The organism is Glutamicibacter sp. St.4D3 (assembly GCF_059728615.1).
On sequence record NZ_AP039380.1, the window covers coordinates 309,961 to 329,586 of the forward strand.

At 58.0% G+C, this 19,626-nt stretch carries 15 protein-coding genes; 7 read left to right on the forward strand and 8 right to left on the reverse strand.

Going from position 1 to position 19,626, the window contains the following annotated elements; genetic code table 11:
- Positions 1-21 precede the first annotated feature (21 nt).
- The 6 genes from AC6I21_RS01500 to AC6I21_RS01525 all read left to right on the forward strand — a co-directional run bounded on the left by AC6I21_RS01500 (position 22) and on the right by AC6I21_RS01525 (position 7,888).
- Entirely contained in the window at positions 22-921 is a 900-nt protein-coding gene (locus AC6I21_RS01500) for a universal stress protein (protein WP_138174415.1), read from the forward strand.
- Between the two features lie 11 nt (positions 922-932).
- Positions 933-2,441, forward strand: coding sequence for a MocR-like pyridoxine biosynthesis transcription factor PdxR (pdxR, locus tag AC6I21_RS01505; RefSeq protein WP_138174413.1), 1,509 nt, complete (start codon positions 933-935; stop codon positions 2,439-2,441).
- Between the two features lie 110 nt (positions 2,442-2,551).
- Positions 2,552-3,742, forward strand: coding sequence for an alanine racemase (alr, locus tag AC6I21_RS01510; protein WP_138174411.1), 1,191 nt, complete (start codon positions 2,552-2,554; stop codon positions 3,740-3,742).
- A gap of 130 nt (positions 3,743-3,872) precedes the next feature.
- Complete coding sequence (locus AC6I21_RS01515; protein ID WP_138174409.1) at positions 3,873-5,267, forward strand: aspartate aminotransferase family protein; 1,395 nt, start codon at positions 3,873-3,875, stop codon at positions 5,265-5,267.
- A gap of 27 nt (positions 5,268-5,294) precedes the next feature.
- Positions 5,295-6,281 (forward strand): phosphotransacetylase, encoded by a 987-nt coding sequence (locus tag AC6I21_RS01520; protein ID WP_212743863.1) that lies wholly within the window; start codon positions 5,295-5,297, stop codon positions 6,279-6,281.
- 53 nt (positions 6,282-6,334) lie between these two features.
- Entirely contained in the window at positions 6,335-7,888 is a 1,554-nt protein-coding gene (locus tag AC6I21_RS01525; RefSeq protein ID WP_497762956.1) for an APC family permease, read from the forward strand.
- 608 nt (positions 7,889-8,496) lie between these two features.
- Here AC6I21_RS01525 and AC6I21_RS01530 read toward each other — a convergent pair.
- From AC6I21_RS01530 to AC6I21_RS01540, 3 genes are read right to left on the reverse strand one after another with little or no spacing between them, the layout of a single operon-like run.
- Entirely contained in the window at positions 8,497-10,221 is a 1,725-nt protein-coding gene (locus tag AC6I21_RS01530) for a cobaltochelatase CobT-related protein (RefSeq protein WP_138175175.1), read from the reverse strand.
- A gap of 12 nt (positions 10,222-10,233) precedes the next feature.
- A complete protein-coding gene (locus AC6I21_RS01535; RefSeq protein WP_212743869.1) occupies positions 10,234-11,214 on the reverse strand; it encodes an AAA family ATPase in 981 nt (326 codons plus the stop codon).
- 2 nt (positions 11,215-11,216) lie between these two features.
- Positions 11,217-12,044: an IclR family transcriptional regulator gene (locus tag AC6I21_RS01540; RefSeq protein ID WP_054820484.1), complete on the reverse strand. Its 828-nt coding sequence runs from the start codon at positions 12,042-12,044 to the stop codon at positions 11,217-11,219.
- Between the two features lie 175 nt (positions 12,045-12,219).
- On the opposite strand from AC6I21_RS01540, the gene xsc reads away from it, so the two are divergent.
- The gene (xsc, locus tag AC6I21_RS01545) at positions 12,220-14,079 is read left to right on the forward strand and encodes a sulfoacetaldehyde acetyltransferase (RefSeq protein ID WP_246049685.1); all 1,860 of its coding nucleotides are present in this window, start codon (positions 12,220-12,222) and stop codon (positions 14,077-14,079) included.
- 146 nt (positions 14,080-14,225) lie between these two features.
- On the opposite strand, the gene AC6I21_RS01550 is transcribed toward xsc, so the two are convergent.
- The 5 genes from AC6I21_RS01550 to AC6I21_RS01570 all read right to left on the reverse strand — a co-directional run bounded on the left by AC6I21_RS01550 (position 14,226) and on the right by AC6I21_RS01570 (position 19,428).
- Positions 14,226-14,888 (reverse strand): alpha/beta hydrolase family protein, encoded by a 663-nt coding sequence (locus AC6I21_RS01550; protein ID WP_138175171.1) that lies wholly within the window; start codon positions 14,886-14,888, stop codon positions 14,226-14,228.
- Between the two features lie 52 nt (positions 14,889-14,940).
- Entirely contained in the window at positions 14,941-15,267 is a 327-nt protein-coding gene (locus tag AC6I21_RS01555) for a hypothetical protein (RefSeq protein WP_249354351.1), read from the reverse strand.
- Positions 15,268-15,276: 9 nt separating this feature from the next.
- A complete protein-coding gene (locus AC6I21_RS01560; RefSeq protein WP_249354349.1) occupies positions 15,277-15,870 on the reverse strand; it encodes a hypothetical protein in 594 nt (197 codons plus the stop codon).
- 205 nt (positions 15,871-16,075) lie between these two features.
- Entirely contained in the window at positions 16,076-18,619 is a 2,544-nt protein-coding gene (locus AC6I21_RS01565; RefSeq protein WP_138175169.1) for an ATP-dependent Clp protease ATP-binding subunit, read from the reverse strand.
- Between the two features lie 116 nt (positions 18,620-18,735).
- Positions 18,736-19,428 (reverse strand): response regulator, encoded by a 693-nt coding sequence (locus AC6I21_RS01570; protein WP_138175167.1) that lies wholly within the window; start codon positions 19,426-19,428, stop codon positions 18,736-18,738.
- Between the last annotated feature and the right edge of the window lie 198 nt (positions 19,429-19,626).

A 19,626-nucleotide genomic window follows, 5' to 3' on the forward strand; every position in this document is an offset into this window, starting at 1 on the left:
CTCGTTAGAAGGAAGTGAAGCTTGAAGTATGTAATCGGTTGTACCGATGATGAACGGGGACGAGCCGCGATTTCGCTGGCTTTGACCTTGGCCCGTTCCCTGGCTGAGCTTGATCAGGTGGAGCTGGAACTTGTGCACATCATTCACGGTGTCTCCCCGGAAGATGCGTCTACCCAGAGCGAGAAGGTGTTTCAGCAGTACCAGCTTGAAACTGCGCAAACATGGATGAAGAGGTCCTTGGACCTGGTACCTTCGTCGATAAACGCTCAGGCCCGGGTCCGTTTCGCAGACTCGATGGCTCAAGGGCTGTTGGAGAGTGTTTCCAGTTTTAACGCTGACCTGGTCGTTATTGGCGCAGCGAGTCATGGCCCACTGCGGCGTTTTACTGTCGGAAGTGTTGCCAATGCCCTTCTGCATTCATCACCGGTTCCGGTGGCTTTGGCACCAACAGGGTATCTTCCGCCGCGTCACCTCACACGTTTTACCTGCGGTGTGGGACTGCGTTCCGGATCTGATGCCGTCTTAGACGTAGCCGTTGAAGCCGCAGCATTACGCCATGTTCCGTTGCGTCTCGTGTCGTTGGTTGCCTTGGATCTCAGCGCCGCGCGTAAAGTTGGCAATTTGCAACAACGAGCGCAGGCGCATGCCACACGAATGCTCAATCAGGCCGTGGCGGCCGTAGCCCATCGAACTCTCGTAACTGCCGAAGTGGCTCAGGGAAAGACGATTGAGGCGGCTATTGAGCAGTTGGAATGGGACGAATCCGAAATTGTTCTCATCGGTTCCAGCCGTCTGGCCGAGCGGAGCACGATTTTCATGGGAACAACCGCCAACAAAATGCTCCGGGCTCTTCCTGTGCCCATGGTGGTAGTTCCCCGGTACCACCTGAGCAGAAATTCCACGCACTCAATCCAGCTCTGAGTGACGCTGACATGACGAATAACTCTCAGAAACCTGCTCCTGAAGTGTATGAGCAGATTCTTGCCCCAATCTCGATCAGTTCCGAGGTCGGAGAGCCGCTTTACCGGCAGTTGCGTCGAGCTCTAGAGCATCAGATCCGCGTGGGCGGCTTTGCTCCAGACGCTCCTCTGCCTTCTTCCAGGGAGCTTTCACGCGAGCTCGGGTTGTCACGAAACACAGTAAATGCGGCCTTCCAGGAGTTGCTGGCCTCTGGAATCATAGAATCCCACGCTCGACGCGGCTATTTCATCAATGCTCAGATCTTAGACGCCTCTGCGCCTTTGCCCCACAACGCGGTTGTTGGCCCCACGGCCATCGACTGGAGTCAGCATATTCGTCCGCGCGTAGGCGCAGACAGGCCCGAAATCACCAAGGTAAGCAATTGGCGAGAACACCGCTATCCGTTTGTCGCCGGGCAGGTTGACGAACGCGATTTCCCGCGTTTGGCGTGGGCTCGGGCATTGCGGGAAGCGCTGGATCCACCACACTTGCATTACTCCTTACGCGACTCTGTCGATGAGGATGACCCTTACCTGATTGATGTTCTGTGCCGCAGAGTGCTACCGTCCCGCGGGATTGTTGCCGAGCCCAAGAACGTACTTATAACCGCGGGTTCGCAACAAGGACTAGATCTTCTGGCCCAGACGATCATGGATAGCCGCTCAACAGTTGCCGTGGAGGATCCTGGCTACGTGGACGCTCGTCATACTTTCGCGCGTACTGGAGCTGAACTGCGCCCTCTGGCCGTAGATGAACATGGGCTGATCCCGCCAGAGTCATTTGCTGGTTTGGACGCACTCTACTTGACCCCAAGCCACCACAGTCCAACGAATGTGACACTCAGCGTTAGTCGCCGCAGAACTATTTTGGATGCGACACTTGCAAGCGGAACCTTGGTAATCGAGGACGACTACGACAGCGAGTTTCGGTATCGGGGAAAACCCACTCCGGCGTTGAAAGCTCTACCTAATTCGGCGCACGTCGTTTATCTGGGATCCTTCACCAAGTTTCTCGCTCCGGGGCTTCGCATGGGGTACATAGTTGGTGACCCCGTGATCATTGCTGAGTTGAGAAGCCAACGGCGATACCGCATCCGCCATATCGCCGGGCATCCCCAGCGCGCCATGGCGATGCTGATTGACTCTGGGCAGTACCATCGAACAATTTCGCGGCGGCGCACGCAACTCCAGCGGAAATGGCGCTTGCTTGTCGAAGCACTTGAAAAGTACCTCCCCTGGGACGTGTCGGCTCCACCCGGAGGAGTCAGCGTGTGGATTAGGGGGCCGCAGGAATTGGATTGCATCGAACTTCAAGCGGCGTGCCTGAGGGAAGGAGTCGTCATCGAACGCGGTGACGTGTTCTTTGACGATCCGTCTACTCACCGGAATTTTTTCAGACTCGGGTTTGCCGCAATCGACGCAGCGGCCATAGAACCGGGGATAAGACGACTGGCGAAAATCGTTCACGGCCTCGGCCTATAGACCTTCTTACCGCTGGTTCTTGGAAAACCAGTGCGATCTGGGTCTAGGGCCGCGAGTCTGCTTCGGCGACAGTAGTTGGGAAGGTACCCGAGTGTGTAAAGGAGCACGCTATGACCGCCCAACAAGAAGCCGCGTTTGCGGCTAAACCCGAGGCCCAATATGGGCGTGGACAGCGAAATGCCGATATCGATTTGGCTGCCATCAGCAAAAACGTTTCTCTTCTGAGCCAGTTTGCCGCGCAATCCAAGGTGATGGCCGTGCTAAAAGCCGATGCCTATGGTCATGGGTTGATTCCCTCGGCCGAGGCTGCGTTGCGGGGTGGCGCGGATTTCCTGGGGACTGCCGTTCTGGAGGAGGCGTTCGCCCTGCGAGACGCGGGTATCGAGGCGCCGGTTTTCGCATGGCTGGCGGCACCAGGCGCAGATTTTGTCACCGCACTCTCCAAGCAGATCGATGTAGCGGCTTACAACATCGAACAGCTAGCAGAAATCATCAAAGCCTCCCGAGAAGCCGGAGCCACTGCCCGTATTCACCTGAAAATCGACACCGGCATGTGGCGGGGTGGCGCCGACGCAGCGACATGGCCTCAATTATGCGCAGCCGCCCGCCGTGCAGAAGCTAACGGTGTTGTCCGCATCGTCGGGGTATGGTCCCATCTGGCTTGTGCCGATGAACCCGGGCATCCTTCCATCGACGCTCAGCTTTCCAACTTTCGTCGAGCAATAGCCGTCGCACGAGATCTGGGGCTCAGACCAGAGCTTTGCCATATTGCAAATTCTGCCGCAACCCTCTCCCGCCCCGATGCCCATTTCGACATGGTGCGCACCGGCCTAGCCGTCTATGGCATCAACCCATTGCCCCGTGAAGCCCGAACTTCACGGATGCAACTACAGCCCGCCATGAGATTGAGCGCGAAGATCGTGAACGTGAAGCCAGCGCCTGCTGGAGCACCTGTCAGCTACGGGGCGACCGAGAAAACCGCTCGAGCCACGCGGCTGGCTGTCGTGCCTCTTGGGTACGCAGATGGTGTGGTTCGGAGTGCCAGTTCAAGGGGACCTGTGCGCATCGGGGACGAGCACTTCCGCGTTATAGGGCGCATTTGCATGGACCAGTTCGTGGTCGACGTGGGCGACTACGCGATCCAGGCGGGAGACGAAGCCGTTCTCTTCGGTTCTGCACAAGATGGCGAACCAACAGTTGAGCATTGGGCGGAAGCCGCAGGAACCATACCCTATGAGATCCTCACGGGCATTGGCGCAAGAGTCCCACGAAACTATCGAGATTCAACATCTGGTACCTAAAAACTGGCTCCATTGTGGCTCTGGGAAAGGACCCAGCGACAAGGCAGAGTGATATTCACCACATCAAATCTTGGTAGTTGTTAGTGAATCTAACGCTGGCAGGATCAGATCTTCATCAAGGAGGAAAGCAATGACCGCTTCAGACATCCGCAATCGTGCCCAGCAGCACCTCTACCCGCACTTCACTGCCGGCCAGGTGTGGAATGACAAGAATCTGCCGATTATCGTCAAGGGCGAAGGAAGCTACTTATTCGACGAGTCCGGGGAACGCTACCTCGATGGCTTGGCAGGGCTTTTCTGCGCGAACATCGGTCATGGTCGACAGGATATTCCGAAGGCCGCCTATGAGCAGATGTCCGAACTGGCCTACTGGACGAACTGGGGTTCAGCTCACCCTGCAGCGGTGGAGGCAGCGACTCGTATTGCCAACTTGGCTCCGGGTGACCTGGATGTAACGTTCTTCGTCAACTCCGGCTCTGAGGCCGTGGAATCGGCGATCAAGTTCGCGCGCCAGTACCACCGCAGCCAGGGGCAGCCCGAGCGAACCAAGATCATTGCTCGCAACATGGCCTACCACGGCACCACCCTCGGTGCGCTGGCAGTAACGGGAATCCCGGCCTACAAGGAACCTTTCGGCAACTTGATGCCCGGTGTGTTCCATGTTCCAAATACTCTGGGAGAAACGATTCCAGAAGGCGGAAGCGCCGCAGACCTGCCCTCGGTTCAAGCGATTCGGCAGGTCATTGAGGAGCAGGGCGGTCACACGATCGCGGCCTTGTTCGCCGAACCAGTTCAGAACTCGCGCGGCGCCTTGGTGCCCCCGGCCGGCTACTGGCAGGAACTGCGAAAGATCTGTGATGAGCATGGAATCCTGCTGGTCGCGGACGAAGTCATTACGGGCTTCGGTCGACTGGGCGAGTGGTTCGGCAGCATCAAGTTTGATGTGGTCCCTGACATGATTACCTTTGCAAAGGGGTCCACAAGTGGCTATGCGCCACTCGGGGGAGTGATCATTCGCAAGCCGCTGGCCGATGGCATGCTCGCCAGTCCGCAGGCGGGGATCTTCACACATGGCGCCACCTGGGGCGGCCACCCCGTGTCGACTGCCGTGGCCGTGGCCAACCTGGATGCTCTGAAGGAAGAGAACATTACAGGCAACGTTCGTAGCCTCGAGCCTTACTTCCAGAATGGACTGAACCAGCTGGTCGATGTCCATTCGAGCATCCGAGAATACCGAGGTGCGGGATTCTTCTATGCAATCGAACTGATGGGTGACCGGAACACTGGACGAGAACTGACTGAGGAAGAATCCAAGCACTTGCTGACCCAGGTGATGCCGAAGGCGATGCGGGAAGTCAATCTCATTACTCGCCCGGACAACCGGGGCGCCACCATGCTGGTGCTCTCCCCGCCGCTGGTCGCCGACCAGGACGTTCTGGATGACTTGCTGGGCAAGGTGGATCATGTGATGAGCGCAGCCGATCAGTACTTGCGCACTAGCGTGCAATCGCTGGCAGGCGTCTAAGCGCGGGACCGCAGGAAGGACCATTCCATGGCCAGCACCATTGTGGATCTCGCCGGCATTGACCAGATGCTTCTACAGCGTTTCGAACAAGCTCTTGCCTACCGGAACATGCATCGCATCATCTTGCCGGAAGGACAAGATGAACGGATACAGCGCGCTGCGGATATCTTGAGCGGACTGGGTGCCCAACCAGTCTTGCTTCAGGCGCCCGCCGCAGCGGTCGGGAACTGTTCGATACGCGAACTGCGCACCTCATCGGTTGAGGAGCACCTGCGTTCCTCGCTGGAACCACGCGGTGCAGAAGCGGTGGACCAGGCCTTGCAAGACCCGGTGGCGCTGGCCATGGCGAAAGTCGCATGTGGAGAAGGAGAAGCTGTTGTGGCGGGGGCAACCCTGCCCACGGCAGACATCATGCGTTCCGCATTTCGTGTCGTCGGACCGGCAGAAAAAGGGGCGACCGTATCGTCCTGCTTTCTGATGCGCTTGACGTCTGGACAGTATCTTGCCTACGGCGATTGCGCGGTGGTACCCGACCCCGAGGTCGAACAACTGGCTCGGATCGCCATCGATACTGCCGGTACGTTTCAAGCAATAACAGGCACAACACCTCGGGTTGCAATGCTTTCTTTCTCCACAGCCGGAAGCGCCGAGCATCCGAGTATTAGGACGGTACGTGAAGCCACGAAATTGGTACGCCAATGGCGCCCCAGCCTATGCGTAGATGGTGAACTTCAGTTTGATGCGGCAGCGGATTCCGCTGTCGCAGCCGCTAAAGCACCGCAATCTGAAGTAGCCGGAAGAGCCAACGTGTTTATATTCCCGAACCTGGCGGCCGGGAACATCGGATATAAAATCACTCAGCGGTTAGCCGAAGCGCAGGCCTATGGGCCGATCCTTCAGGGCCTGGCCGCGCCGGTCAATGACTTGTCCCGTGGGGCGAGCGTCTCAGACATCGTAAATGTCTCCCTTATCAGCTTGGTGCAGTCTCTGCCTTCACCGCCCGCCGAGGCGTGAAGGAGTAAGAGTCAGTCCAAAGAAGTGCAGCACCACTTGAGATCGAGGTAAAAATGAAGGCGACTACTACAAGCAACACCAGCCAACCGGCGAGACCTTCCGGAATCGCTATGGAATCCGCGTCAGGGGGAGAACAGCCCGAACGCCTAGCCAAAACACTTAAGGCCCGGTGGGTCTGGGCAATTGCTCTGGGATCTGCCGTCGGATGGGGCGCGTTTATTTTGCCCACTGACTGGCTCGTGATCGGCGGACCCGTCGGAGCTTTGAGCGGCTTCATGATCGGTGGAGCGCTGATGATTCTTATCGCCGTCAGCTATGGCTTCCTGATCAAGTCCTTCCCGGTTTCCGGTGGTGAGCTAGCATTCGCGCTTGTCGGTTTCGGACGTACACACGCGTTCTTCTGCGGCTGGTACCTGACCCTGGGGTATACCTGTATTGTGGCCCTGAACGCTTCAGCCATGGCCTTGCTTTTCCGCAAGCTCATGCCGGACGTAGTGCAGCAGGGATACCTCTACACCGTGGCCGGATGGGATGTGTACATCGTCGAGGTAGCCATCTCGTTGACTGTGCTGATCGTCTTCGCCCTGCTCAACATTCGAGGCACAGCGCTGTCGGGCAGAATTCAATTCATCGCCTGCGTCATCATGCTGATAGCGGTGGCGTGCATCCTGGTCGGCGTCCTGGCCAGTCCACAGGCAGTACTGAGCAACGCTACCCCCGCGTTTCCCGCTGAAGTGAATCCAGTTGCCGCTATTGCCGCGATCGTCGCCATCGCGCCTTGGGCATTTATCGGATTTGATAATGTGCCTCAGGCGGCCGAAGAGTTCGATTTTCCTCCGGCCAAAGCCATGCGACTGATCGTGCTGGCTCTGTTGGCTGCTGCATTGCTGTACTGTGCAATGATTGCGGCAGTTGCTTTCAGTGCACCTTGGGAGGCCTTGGCAAATGGGACTTCGGCCTGGGGTAGCGCCGATGCTTTGACCGCGGTCATGGGCGGTGTAGGAATGCTGTTGCTGACCATCGGCATCACCATGGGCGTCAGCACGGGGCTGAACGGTTTCTACGTATCGGCCAGTCGCATCCTGCTGGGCATGGGGCGCGCGCAGATGATTCCGGCAGTGTTTGCCCGGCTTCACCCCAAGTACAAGACCCCCCACTACGGAGTTCTCTTTGTGGCAGCAGTTTGCTTGATCAGCCCGTGGTTTGGCCGCGCTGCGCTTACCTGGGTAGTAGACATGTCGGCTGTCGGTGTAACGGTCGCTTACCTGTACACGTGTTTGTGCGCTTTCAAGCTTTTCCGCACGACAAATTCCAAACAGGGAATCAGCTCTCTAGGAGACGTCAACTCGACTTCAAAGAAGGTTCTCAGCCTGCTTGGGGCGATCACCTCGCTGACGTTTATGGCGTTGCTATTGATTCCTGGGTCGCCTGGAGTGCTCGGAAAGGAATCGATGATCGCGCTGGCTGTGTGGACGCTGCTCGGAGTTCTGTTCTTCCTCATGCGTCGTAAGCACAATAAGACACTGAGCGATGAGCAAGTCGACATGCTAGTGCTCGGAGCACCGCGGCCAGCAGGCACGGAGCTAGCGGTCAAAGTGAAAAGGTAGGCAATCGAATAAAGGCTGACAAGGCCCGGGAAGCAACCTCGTCTTCGCGGGCCTTGTCTTGTATTCAAGGGACTAAGGTGTCGGGACGCCCATCACCGGATGAGGTAAGCCTGGTGTGCTCTGTCGGTTAGCCAGTTATCTTTCCCACCTCCGCATTGTCCTGCGCAGAGATCCCTCTCATGGAAATGGTTTGACGTGCTTCCAGTCTGCGGGCTTGTCGTGAGTGAGATTCAGGCAACGGAAGCCTTTTCTCTGGCGTGGTCACGCGAGCCTACGAATGTGCCATTGGGTTCGGCCCTCACCAAGTTGCCGAAGAACTATTTGGCCAGCCTCCGTTTTTGAATCTGGACGCCGTTCCTTTGACCGCATAAATTAACCTGGGAAACAGCGTGCCGAGGGTAAGCATTCTTCTCGGGCGGGCTCAATGGGCCGGGAGCGGCTGGCGTTTCAGACAACGCAATTTCGCCCGCCTGAAAGGCAGCATCTAGCGGACAGCCTGAATTGCGATAACTTACGTTTTTTGGAAGACCCATTCTCCTATAGATGACGAGAGCGCAACAGTGTCTACTGGGTCTCCAACGGGTACGAATGACAGCAGGAAGTTGAATTTAGCGGAGGGTGGGAAGCCTTGCCAAGAGCGACAAGAAGGCACGGATCCCGCGGTCGCTGGAAAGCTCACAGTCTTCAATTACTACTGCCTGATCACCGAAATACGGGCTCATGTCTAATCCCAAACCTATTCCTGCGACACTTGTTCGGCTAGTATTTGCGTGCCTGATCACCTCAACCAGATCCTGGTGGAGGTAGGATGCACCGTTCGTTTGTGTCGTGGCGGTATCCGATGGACTTCCATCTGAAATGACGATAAGAACTCGACGTTCTGCGGCATTTTCGGATAGACGGTGTAGGGCCCATCTCACAGCTTCACCGTCTACGCCCTCCTTGTAGAGAGGCTGGTGCAACAATGCGCCGATGCTGTTCCGGCTCGTCCGCCAGCTTGAAGTGAAGTCTTTAAAGATAAGATGGTTTATCTCGTTCAGCCGTCCCGGCTGTTGGGGTGAGCCGGCACGACGCCATTCGCTTAGCGGGCGGCCGCCATTCCAAGCTCGCGTTGTGTAGCCGAGGACCTCTACGGGAACCTCACACTGATCCAGCGCTCTTATCGTCAGGTTCAGAAACGAAGCAATCGATTTCGCATGGTGCCGCATCGATCCCGAGCAATCGATGAGAAAGCTGATCGCTGCGAATGGATGCGATGCTTCGTGTGTTTCTCGAAATACTCTATGGTCAGTGGGAGAGGCAATCAACGTAGCCAACCTGCCGCCGTCAATCAAGCCGCGTTCGGCACCCCCATACCAGCCATCCGGTGTGGGATAGCAGAAGATCGCTCGCAGGGCCCGTGCGAGGAATCTGTGGTTTATTCCAGATTGAGACGCTAAATGCGCGATCTCCGCACGGTAGCGTTCGAGTAGCCCAGCACGAATATGCTGGGTTGCCGGAACAACCTGATCATACTGTCGGGTAAAGGCACGGTAGCGGGAATCCTCGCGCCCGCTCTTGGATCCAGGGTCCAATGCTGCACGTGCGACGGCAGCAGCTTCACCAGCGACATCCAGATGTAGAGTGAATCGTGAATCATCCGCTCGACGTCGTGGTGCCGGCCGACTGCCGCGATTGGAGTGGTGCGCGGCGATACTGTCGTCTACCAGTCTGGCAATACGCAGTGAGATCTGCGCGAATCGGAGCTGGTCAAAACGTGCCGGACGGAGACGGGCCGCTAACGCCCCGATGCCGGATGGGAAAGCTATGCGCGCAGCTTCGATGGAATCTTCCATCTCTGGAGCTAGCCCGGTGCCATTGATTTTGGACCGGCAGACTTGGGCCAGTGCGAATAGCATCTGCCCTAGCTCCGTCTCTGCCAAAGCTGACGCCTGAAACTGTGTGGTCCAACTGTGAAATCCATTGTCGAGATTTGAGCGAACGCCAGGCAACCTGTTTAGCGACTCGCACCGGAATTGCTCGAGAAGCTCGAAGATGAAACGGCCGCCCGAAGATTTCGGAAGTAGCTCTTGATGCTGTCTCATATCTGAATGACGCACCCGAAGGGCCATTCCGTCGCTAGCGCCTCGATAGGCGTGCAAATCGGAATAGCCAATTTGAGGGTAGAGATGGGCTGCGTTGATGGGAAGCATCCTGCCGGAGCTCCAGGCAGTGTTGCCACGTAACTCTAATCCGGCATCAGCACTCAGTGCCCGGAGGCAAGCGCTCTGGAGGCGTCTGATCTCCTGAGCGTGTTGTGATATGCGGGGCGGCTCCGTAGGCTGTTCAGTCATCGCTGAAGCCTTCTAAAAATCAATGGCCATAGACTCTGGCAGTTCTGTGTCAAAACAACGTTGGAAGTATTCCGCGATGAGAGAGTGTTCTGATTCATCGCACTTATTGAGGAAGGTGAGGCGAAATGCCAAAGCAGGATCGCGGAATATTTCGATGTTTTGGGCCCAGGTGATCACGGTGCGTGGCGACATGAGTGTAGAAACATCGCCGGCCGCAAACCCGTCACGCGTCAATGCAGCAACGGACACCATGGCACGAATTAGCTCCATGCCTTCCGGAGTGCGAGCCAGTTCCGGAACACGCCCCGCTACGATAGAGATCTCGTCCTCAGCCGGCAGGAAGTTGAGGCTGGCGACAACGTTCCAGCGGTCAATCTGCGCGTGATTTAAGCGCTGCACACCATGATAGAGACCGTTCAAGTTTCCCAATCCGACAGTATTAGACGTTGCGAACAACCGAAAATGCGGATGGGGCTGAATGACGCGATTCTGGTCGGGCAGCACGAGTGCCCCGTTCTGCTCTAGCAGGCGTTGGATTACAAACATGACATCTGGACGACCTGCATCGTACTCATCAAGAATGAGGGCCATTGGTTGGCTCATCGCCCAAGGAATGACACCTTCTTGGAACGATGTAGTCGGCTGCCCATCACGTATCACGACGCTATCCTTGCCGACCAAATCCATACGCCCTAACTGCCCGTCAAGGTTGACTCGCATCACCGGCCAACGAAGACGCGCCGCGACCTGCTCAATATGGCTCGACTTGCCCGTGCCATGCATCCCCTGCACCAAGACTCGCGAATCGTGCATGAAACCCGCGAGTATGGCCAACGTGGTGGGCTTATTGAACCGATAGTTCGTGTCGATTGTTGGTACATGAGGCGAGTCACCAAGAAATCGAGTCACCGTTAGGTCAGTATCAATATCGAAGAGTCTGCGCGCGCTCACGCTTTCGAATTCGTCAGTCGGTGCCGGGGCGAAGGTCGTCATCTTTACCATCCTGCAGCTAGTGGGCTGTCGTCTTCTTCCAAATCCTCAATTCGCGCAATATCTGCGGCTGCTTGCTGTACCAACGGCAGTAGCTGTTCCAGATCCGATGCAGATTTGCGCATTACCGGTGCTTGAATAGCAACGCACATATTCGAGCGTCCTGCCGCGTTCGGAACTAAGACCGCGAGACACACTAGGCCGTTCAAGAATTCTTGACGGTCGAGTGCATAGCCCTGCTGGCGAACGAGTGCCAGCTCGGATTCCAGTGCCTCAAAATCGGTCAGCGTTTGCTCCGTGTACCGAGGTAGGCGACCCGTGCCGAGTAGACGACGGCGCTGCGCAGGGCCAAATTGAGCGATGATGAGCTTTCCACTCGCTGAACAGTGCGCCGGAACGCGAGAGCCCGGGCCGAGGTGTACGCGAATTGGTTCAGAAGTTTCGACGCGATCTAGATAGATCACCTCGTTGCCAGAGAGGGCGGTGATATTGCAGCTTTCGCCGATGCGGGACACTAGGTCCTGCAAGATCGCGTTACGCGCACCTTTGCGTGTGTCGTTAAGTAAAACGTCCTCGGCAAGACGCCGCATTCTTGCTCCCGTGGCGTAATGGCGTCCATCGCTGTGCCGAGTTAGCAGATCCGCGCTTTCCAGCTGCTGCAACATCCGGTGCAATGTCGGCTTAGGCAGACCGGTCTGATCGACAAGTGATTGCAGCGTAAATAGCTGATCTCGGCTCGTGATGAGTTCCAGTAAGGCGAACAAGCGTAGTGCCGGCGTCTCGCCCTGAACTGACCCCTGCGCCCCGAGCGAAGGCTCGGTGAGATTGTCCATGGTAGGACTCCTCCCGATTCGAAGTTTCATTAAATACTAACATTCGAAACAAAAAGCTGAACAGGTCTTGACGAATGTGACTCAGCTCGCATAGCTTTGGTGTCAATCCCATTTTCTATGGGAAAACGCACCATTTTCTGAGATGCAGAAAGTATGTTCCACTGAAGGGGGCAACATGTCCGAACAGATCATTGAATCCCAGCGGGTTGAGACGGACGACGCGAGCGCGCAGGCAGCGCCGGTCGCCAAGCGCGAAGCGGTCAAGGGAGTGCAAAAGATGACGCCGTCTGAGGCGTTCGTCGAAACTTTGGTAGCCAATGATGTCACCGATATCTTTGGAATCATGGGCTCAGCCTTCATGGACGCCATGGATATCTTTGCGCCCGCAGGGATTCGCCTGGTACCGGTGGTTCACGAGCAAGGCGCTGCACACATGGCTGACGGCTACGCCCGTGCGTCCGGGCGGCACGGTGTAGTCATCGGGCAGAACGGCCCTGGCATCTCAAACTGTGTCACCGGTATCGCCGCTGCATTCTGGGCCCATAGCCCGGTTGTTATTGTGACTCCAGAAGCGGGCACCAACACCATGGGACTGGGTGGTTTTCAGGAAGCCAACCAGTTGCCTATGTTCCAGGAGTTCACCAAGTACCAGGGACATGTCACCCATCCCAACCGCATGGCAGAATACACGGCACGTTGCTTCGATCGGGCCATGAGCGAAATCGGCCCGACACAGCTCAACATCCCTCGCGATTACTTTTATGGCGAGTCCACGACGGAGATCCCTGAGCCACGTCGTGTCGACCGTGGAGCGGGTGGAACGAAATCGCTCGACGAGGCGGTGGAACTGCTGGCCCAGGCCAAGTTCCCCGTGATTATTTCCGGTGGGGGCGTCGTTATGGCTGACGGCGTCGAAGAGTGTAAAGCCCTCGCCGAACGGCTAGGCGCTCCGGTCGTGAACAGCTACCAGCACAATGACTCGTTCCCTGCCAGTCATCCTCTTTGGGCCGGTCCTCTGGGATACCAGGGCTCGAAGGCGGGGATGAAGCTGATTTCCCAAGCTGACGTCGTCCTCGCACTGGGCACGCGACTTGGACCATTTGGCACCTTGCCGCAGTACGGCCAGGCTTACTGGCCAAACGATGCAAAAATCATTCAAGTCGACGCTGATCACAAGATGCTGGGCCTGGTTAAGAAGATCTCCGTCGGTATCTGCGGGGACGCCAAGGCTGTCGCGACGGAACTGGTCGCGCGTCTGAAGAGCCGTGCGCTTGATTCGGATGCCACGAAGGCGGAACGTGCTTCAGCTATCCGGGCTGAGAAAGAAGCGTGGGAAGAAGAGCTCTCGGCTTGGACTCACGAAAAGGATGACTATTCGCTGGATGTGATTGAAGAAGCCAAGGACGAAGACGGCAATTGGCTGCATCCTCGTCAGGTCCTGCGCGAGCTGGAGAAGGCCATGCCGGAAGACGTTATGGTTTCAACCGACATCGGCAATATCAACTCTGTGGCCCACAGCTACCTTCGTTTTGAGAAGCCACGCAGCTTCTTTGCGCCGATGTCCTTTGGCAACTGCGGCTACGCGCTGCCGACGATCATTGGAGCTAAGGCAGCCGCGCCTGAACGACCGGCGATTGCTTACGCAGGGGACGGCGCGTGGGCCATGAGCATGGGAGAAGTTCTGACGGCGGTCCGCCACGATATCCCTGTCACTGCGGTTGTATTCCGGAATCGGCAGTGGGGTGCAGAGAAGAAGAACCAGGTGGAGTTCTACGGGCGCCGCTTTGTTGCTGGCGAACTCGACAACGGCGAGAGCTTTGCAGAGATGGCTCGCAGCATGGGCGCTGAAGGAGTCGTAGTCGACAAACTTGAGGATGTCGGACCCGCACTCCAAGCTGCCGTGGATGCACAAATGAACGACGGCAAGACCACTGTCATCGAAGTGATGTGCACCCGAGAATTGGGTGACCCGTTCCGCCGTGATGCGCTGTCGACTCCAGTGCGCCACCTCGAGAAGTACAAGGACTACGTATAAAAGGAGACCGAATATAAGCAGCGAATAATCTGCAATAAACGGCCCGACTAGAGGGCTCTGTACACCGGGTAATGGGTGTCCTGTCACTCTCCCACTAGGGGAGGGCCAGGACACCCATTGCCTTTACCCTCGGGCCCAAAAAATAGTTACAGCAGAAACTGGTCGATGAAGTTGGAGGCAAGCGGAGCGAGCAGGGCTCCATCTTGCTCGACCGAGCGCCCGGAGTATGCAGTTTTGAAGGAATGATCCCCGCCTTCGATCCAATGCAGCGTTGCCCTTGCGCCAAGTTTTCCGACCACATCCTCGAGCAGCTGCGGTGTTGCAAAAGGGTCCTTGGTTCCCTGCAAGAACAACATTGGGGTGTCCAGACCGTACAGATGCTCATCGCGCAGTTTTTCGGTCTTCTTTGGTGCGTGCAGCGGATAACCAAGGAAGATGAGGCCTGGAGTCTGCATCCCTTCGGCCACCGCTGCCGACGCCATGCGCCCACCGAAGGATTTGCCAGCGGCGAATACGGGAAGACCTGCGGCAAGATTTTCAGCAGCCCATTCCCTTACCTGTTTCCACACTTCTACTGCTCGGGGAGCGCGGTCCGGAAACTTCTTGCCCGCATCCATGTATGGAAAATTAAAGCGCAGCGTGCTGATCCCAAGTCCGGGCAACGCAGTGGCAAACCCGGACATAAACGGGTGGTCCTTGCCCGCGCCTGAGCCGTGAGCGACGATGAGAAGCGCCTTTGGATCCGCGGCTGGATCCCAGAGCGCGCTCACGGTCTCGCCGTCGAATGGAATTCGTAGTTCTTCGCTCATGTGGTTAACCCTATGTGGAGGCATTGACGTCGTAAGGTCGTGGAGTAGAGCATTACTGGCTCCATTGCTCGCGCGTTCCCGTGCTGGATTCCTTCCCGTTTTCAGTTTTTACAGTCAACTTCTCCACGGCCTCACTACTATGAGCTTTCTTGTTGATCTTCAGAATCATGTTGCCGGAGACAAAATCAACACCGGGGATTCTTGCAGTGTCGTAGGTATTGTTTTGCCATTTTCCGTCCGCCAAGGTCACCAGGAGCTCTCCGCGTGCAGGCGCCTCAACGGATGCAATGTACGCGTGAGGATCGGTGGGAATGCAGGACCGATAATCCTCCAATTTCTTGATGCTCTTTCCGCAGAAGGACTCGTACGTATCATTCATGCTGTCGAGCTACTGCACGTATTTTTCTTCGGCCCAACTCTCCAGGTCGGCCGGATCCGCTCCGGTGCGCGCACGAGAGTAGGTGCCGCTTTTTGAGCCGTCTTCTGTCGTGAAAGTGACGGCTTCCAGCTCTGGAGAGGATTCTCCGATGCTCTCGAACATAACTAGTCCCATGACGCGCAGCTCATCCTCAGCGGTTTGGTAGCTCTGGAACATGCCGTCCGAATTGAACCGATAGGAATTCTCTAGGTAGACAGTGATATTGCCCGGTTCGTTAACTTTCCATGAGTTGATGAGGTTGTAGGGCGGAAGAAACCCCTTAACGGACTTGATCCCCGAATTCTCTACCCACATGGCCATCTTTTCGTCCGCCCACTGCTGGGCGGTAGCCGTCGTGGCAGGGGATGCGCCCGGACGTGACGATGCAGGATCCTCACTCTGAACGGAGGATACGTCTGGATTCGCTGTAGCGGCAGCAGTGGACGGTGCCGCCGACGAAGGCTGGGTGACCGCTTCAGCGCTCTTCTGCGGAACCGCTGCCGTGGAACAGCCGGTGAGCAGCAGCCCGGCAACAACAAGAGACAAGGGGATAGCTGCGCGCATGAGGCCTTCCAGGTCGGGTGATTCCCGATCAGTGTAGACCGGGACCTGATAAGGAACGAAACCTGTTTGGCCACCTTCTCGCCTCGTCTCGCCCCGCGGCTCTGTCCGCTGTTCCCGGCACAGCAAAACTGCCCCGCAGCCTTCGCACACAAGGTGAAAAGGACTGCGGGGCAGTTGCAGCTAGCAGCTGGCTACCGCGTTCGGGTTAGACCCCGAAGTATTCGGCGGTGGTGGCGGCCGCCACCGGCTGGTCCTTGCCGACCGACAGTTTCCCGTCGACGACATCGACCAGAACGGTGTCGCCCTCGCCCAGTTCGTCGGCGACCAGCAGATCCGCGATCGCGTCGTGAACCCTGCGCTGCACCAGGCGGCGCAGTGGGCGGGCGCCGAACTCCGGATCGTAGCCCTCGGTTGCCAACCAGCTGGTGGCCGCATCGGTCACCTTCAGCTGCAGCTTCTGGTCGGACAGGTAGCTGCGGGTTTCCCCCAGCACCAGGGTCACGATCTGGGCAATCTCCTCCTCGCTGAGCTTGCTGAACAGCAGTACCTCATCCAGGCGGTTCAGGAACTCGGGGCGAACGAATTCGCGCACCTTGCCCATGACCTTTGCCCGGATGTCCGAGCGTTCGCTCTGCGCATTGGCGGAGGCGAAGCCCAGTGAACCGGTGCGGCTGGCCAGGTACTGGCTGCCCAGGTTGCTGGTCATCAGGATCAGCGTGTTCGAGAAGTCCACGGTCCGGCCCTGGGCGTCGGTCAGCCGTCCGTCATCGAGCACCTGCAACAGAACGTTGAAGATGTCCGGGTGGGCCTTCTCGATCTCGTCGAGCAGGATCACCGAGTATGGGTTGCGCCGCACCTTTTCGGTCAGCTGGCCCGGCTCGTCGTGACCGATGTACCCCGGAGGGGCACCGATCAGCCGTGCCACGGTGTGCTTCTCACCGTATTCGCTCATGTCGATACGGATCAGCGCATCGGACTTGCCGAACAGGTTCGTCGCAAGCGCCTTGGCCAGCTCGGTCTTACCCACGCCGGTCGGGCCCAGGAACATGAACGAGGCAATCGGACGGTTGGCGTTGGCCATGCCGGTGCGTGAACGACGCACCGCACGAGCCACCGCGGAGACCGCATCGTGCTGGCCGATGACCGAGGAATGCAATTCCTCTTCCAGTTTGGCCAGGCGCGACTTGTCATCCGAGGTGATCCGGGCGGCCGGGATGCCGGTCGAGCGGGCAATGACCTCGGCGATCTGCTCCTCATCGACCACGCGGGTCACGCTCTTGCCACCGGTGGACTCCACCTGGCGGATCCGTTCGGTCAGCTCGGTGATGTGGTCGCGCCACGCACCGGCGTCCTCGAACCGTTCCTCCGCGATGGCCCGGGCCTTGTCCCGTTCGGAGTCAACCAGCTCGGAACGCAGCGCCTGGACATCCACGGTGCCGTCGGCGGCAATCGAGCGCCGGGCACCGGCAATGTCCAGCAGGTCGATGGCCTTGTCCGGCAGCTGACGGTCGGTCAGGTAGCGGGCCGAGAGGCTCACCGCGGCCTGCAGGGCCGCGTCCGTGTACTGGACTTGGTGGTGATCCTCGTAGGACTCCTTCAGACCCTGCAGGATCTGCAGTGCATGCTCCTCGCTGGGCTCATTGACGGTGACCTTGCCGAAGCGGCGGGTCAGCGCGGCATCCTTCTCCACCTTGCGGAACTCGGAGAGGGTGGTGGCGCCGATCAGCCGCAACTCACCGCGGGCCAGCCGCGGCTTGAGGATGTTGGCCGCATCCATGCTGCCCGATTCCCCGGCCCCCGCGCCGACCAACAGGTGCATCTCATCGATGAACACGATGGTCTGGCCCTCGGCGCTGGCGATTTCCTCCAGCAGGGAGGTCAGGCGCTGCTCGAAGTCACCGCGGTAGCGGGTACCGGCGAGCATGCCCGGCAGGTCAATGGAGATCAGCCGGGTGCCCGAGATCTGCTCCGGCACCTCGTCGGCGACGATGGAACGGGCCAGGCCCTCGGCGATGGCGGTCTTGCCGACGCCGGCTTCACCGATCAGCACCGGGTTGTTCTTGGTGCGCCGGGCCAGGATCTCAATGACCTGCTCCAGTTCCTGGTCGCGACCGATCACCGGGTCGATCTGCCCATCGGCAGCCAGTGCGGTCAAGTCGGTGCCGAAGCGCTCCAGCATCGACTCGTCGGATTCCTGTTGCTGTTCCTGCTGCCCCTGGCCGGCGGCACGCTGTGCCTGTTCGGCAGCGGCCTGCTGCAGGGACTGGGCGGTCACACCGTGCTCGGCCAGCAAGATTCCCACCGGGGACTCCGGGGAGAAGACAAAGGCCAGGAACAGGTGCTCCGGATCAATGTAGGTGGAGCCGTAGTTGCGAGCCACCTGGTAGGCGTCAAACAGGGAACGCTGGGCAGCGGCCGAGAGCCGGTTGGTCTTCTCGTTGCTTTCCGAGCGCTTGGGAAGACGCTGGTTGGCTGCGGCGGCCAGGGCCTCGAGGTCCACTCCCATGAACTTCAAGTGCGAGGCAACCGGTTCGGTATGCAGCAATGCCAAAAGCAAGTGCAAGGCATCGATTTCGTCGTGGCCGTCCTCGCTGGCAATAGTGGCAGCCCGTGAAACCACTTCATGAGTGCGTTGCGAGAGCAGACGGGTGATGTCGATCGGACGGGCTGATTGGGCTCGCGAAGAGAGGAACCGCGAAAGGAATTCCTCAAACGAGCCATCGGCGGATGAACCGAAGAACGCTGGCAAGTGAGCCTCCTGAAACTTGAGTGTTACGTACTCATGTTCAACGCTACAGATCGCCAACTATTCCCGAACACCGAAAATTGGTTCGAAAGTTATGCGCTTCACACGCTGGGGCGGCTTTAACGGTGCGGGGGGTCGATTTCTCGCGCGTTGAGATTCACCAGTTGGAGCTGGGTGGCCACGATCAGTGCCTGGACGCGGTCACGCACGCCAAGCTTGTGGAAGATTTTGGCCATATGCGATTTAACCGTCGTCTCGGCGACATCGAGGTATTTGCAGATTTCGGTGTTGTTCAGGCCTTGGGACAAGAGGGTGAGGATCTGCATCTCGCGGGCGGTGAGGCCCAGCTCGTCAGCGACACCTTCGGAGGAGGCGGGCGGGCTGTAGGCACGCTGCACGGCTGCGATCAGGTCCGTGGATACCGAGGGGGAGATGGCGGCGGTGCCCGAATGCACCGACAATACTGCCTGAACGATTTCCGCCGGCTCGGTATCCTTCACGAGGTATCCCGAGGCGCCGGCCAGTAGGACGGGCACCAGGTAATCATCGGAGGAGAACGCGGTAATCGCCAGGATTGCCGTTTGTGGACTGTGGTGTTTGATCTGTCGGGTGGCCTCGACGCCGTCCATGATCGGCATCTGCAAATCCATGAGAACAACATCCACCTCGTGAGAGGAGCAGTAGTTTACTGCTTCCTGTCCATTTTGTACGGAATTTAATAACAAAATGGCATCGTCTGTTGCTAGGATTGTGCCCAAGGCACGCCGGATGAGCGGTTCGTCGTCCGCAATCAGAACTCTGACTTGCTCCATGGGTAATTCAACTTCCTTTGCGGGAACCGAAAAAGTGGCTGCTTAGTGTCGAAGTATATAAGTTCTAGCGTTGGGGATGGATTATGAAACTCGTATATGCAGCAGCTGCACTGGCCTTGGCTATCTCGCCAATTGCCGCCGTTCAGTCCGCCGCACCCGCCCAGGCCGCACCGGCCGTGGCGCAGGCAGGACCTCCGG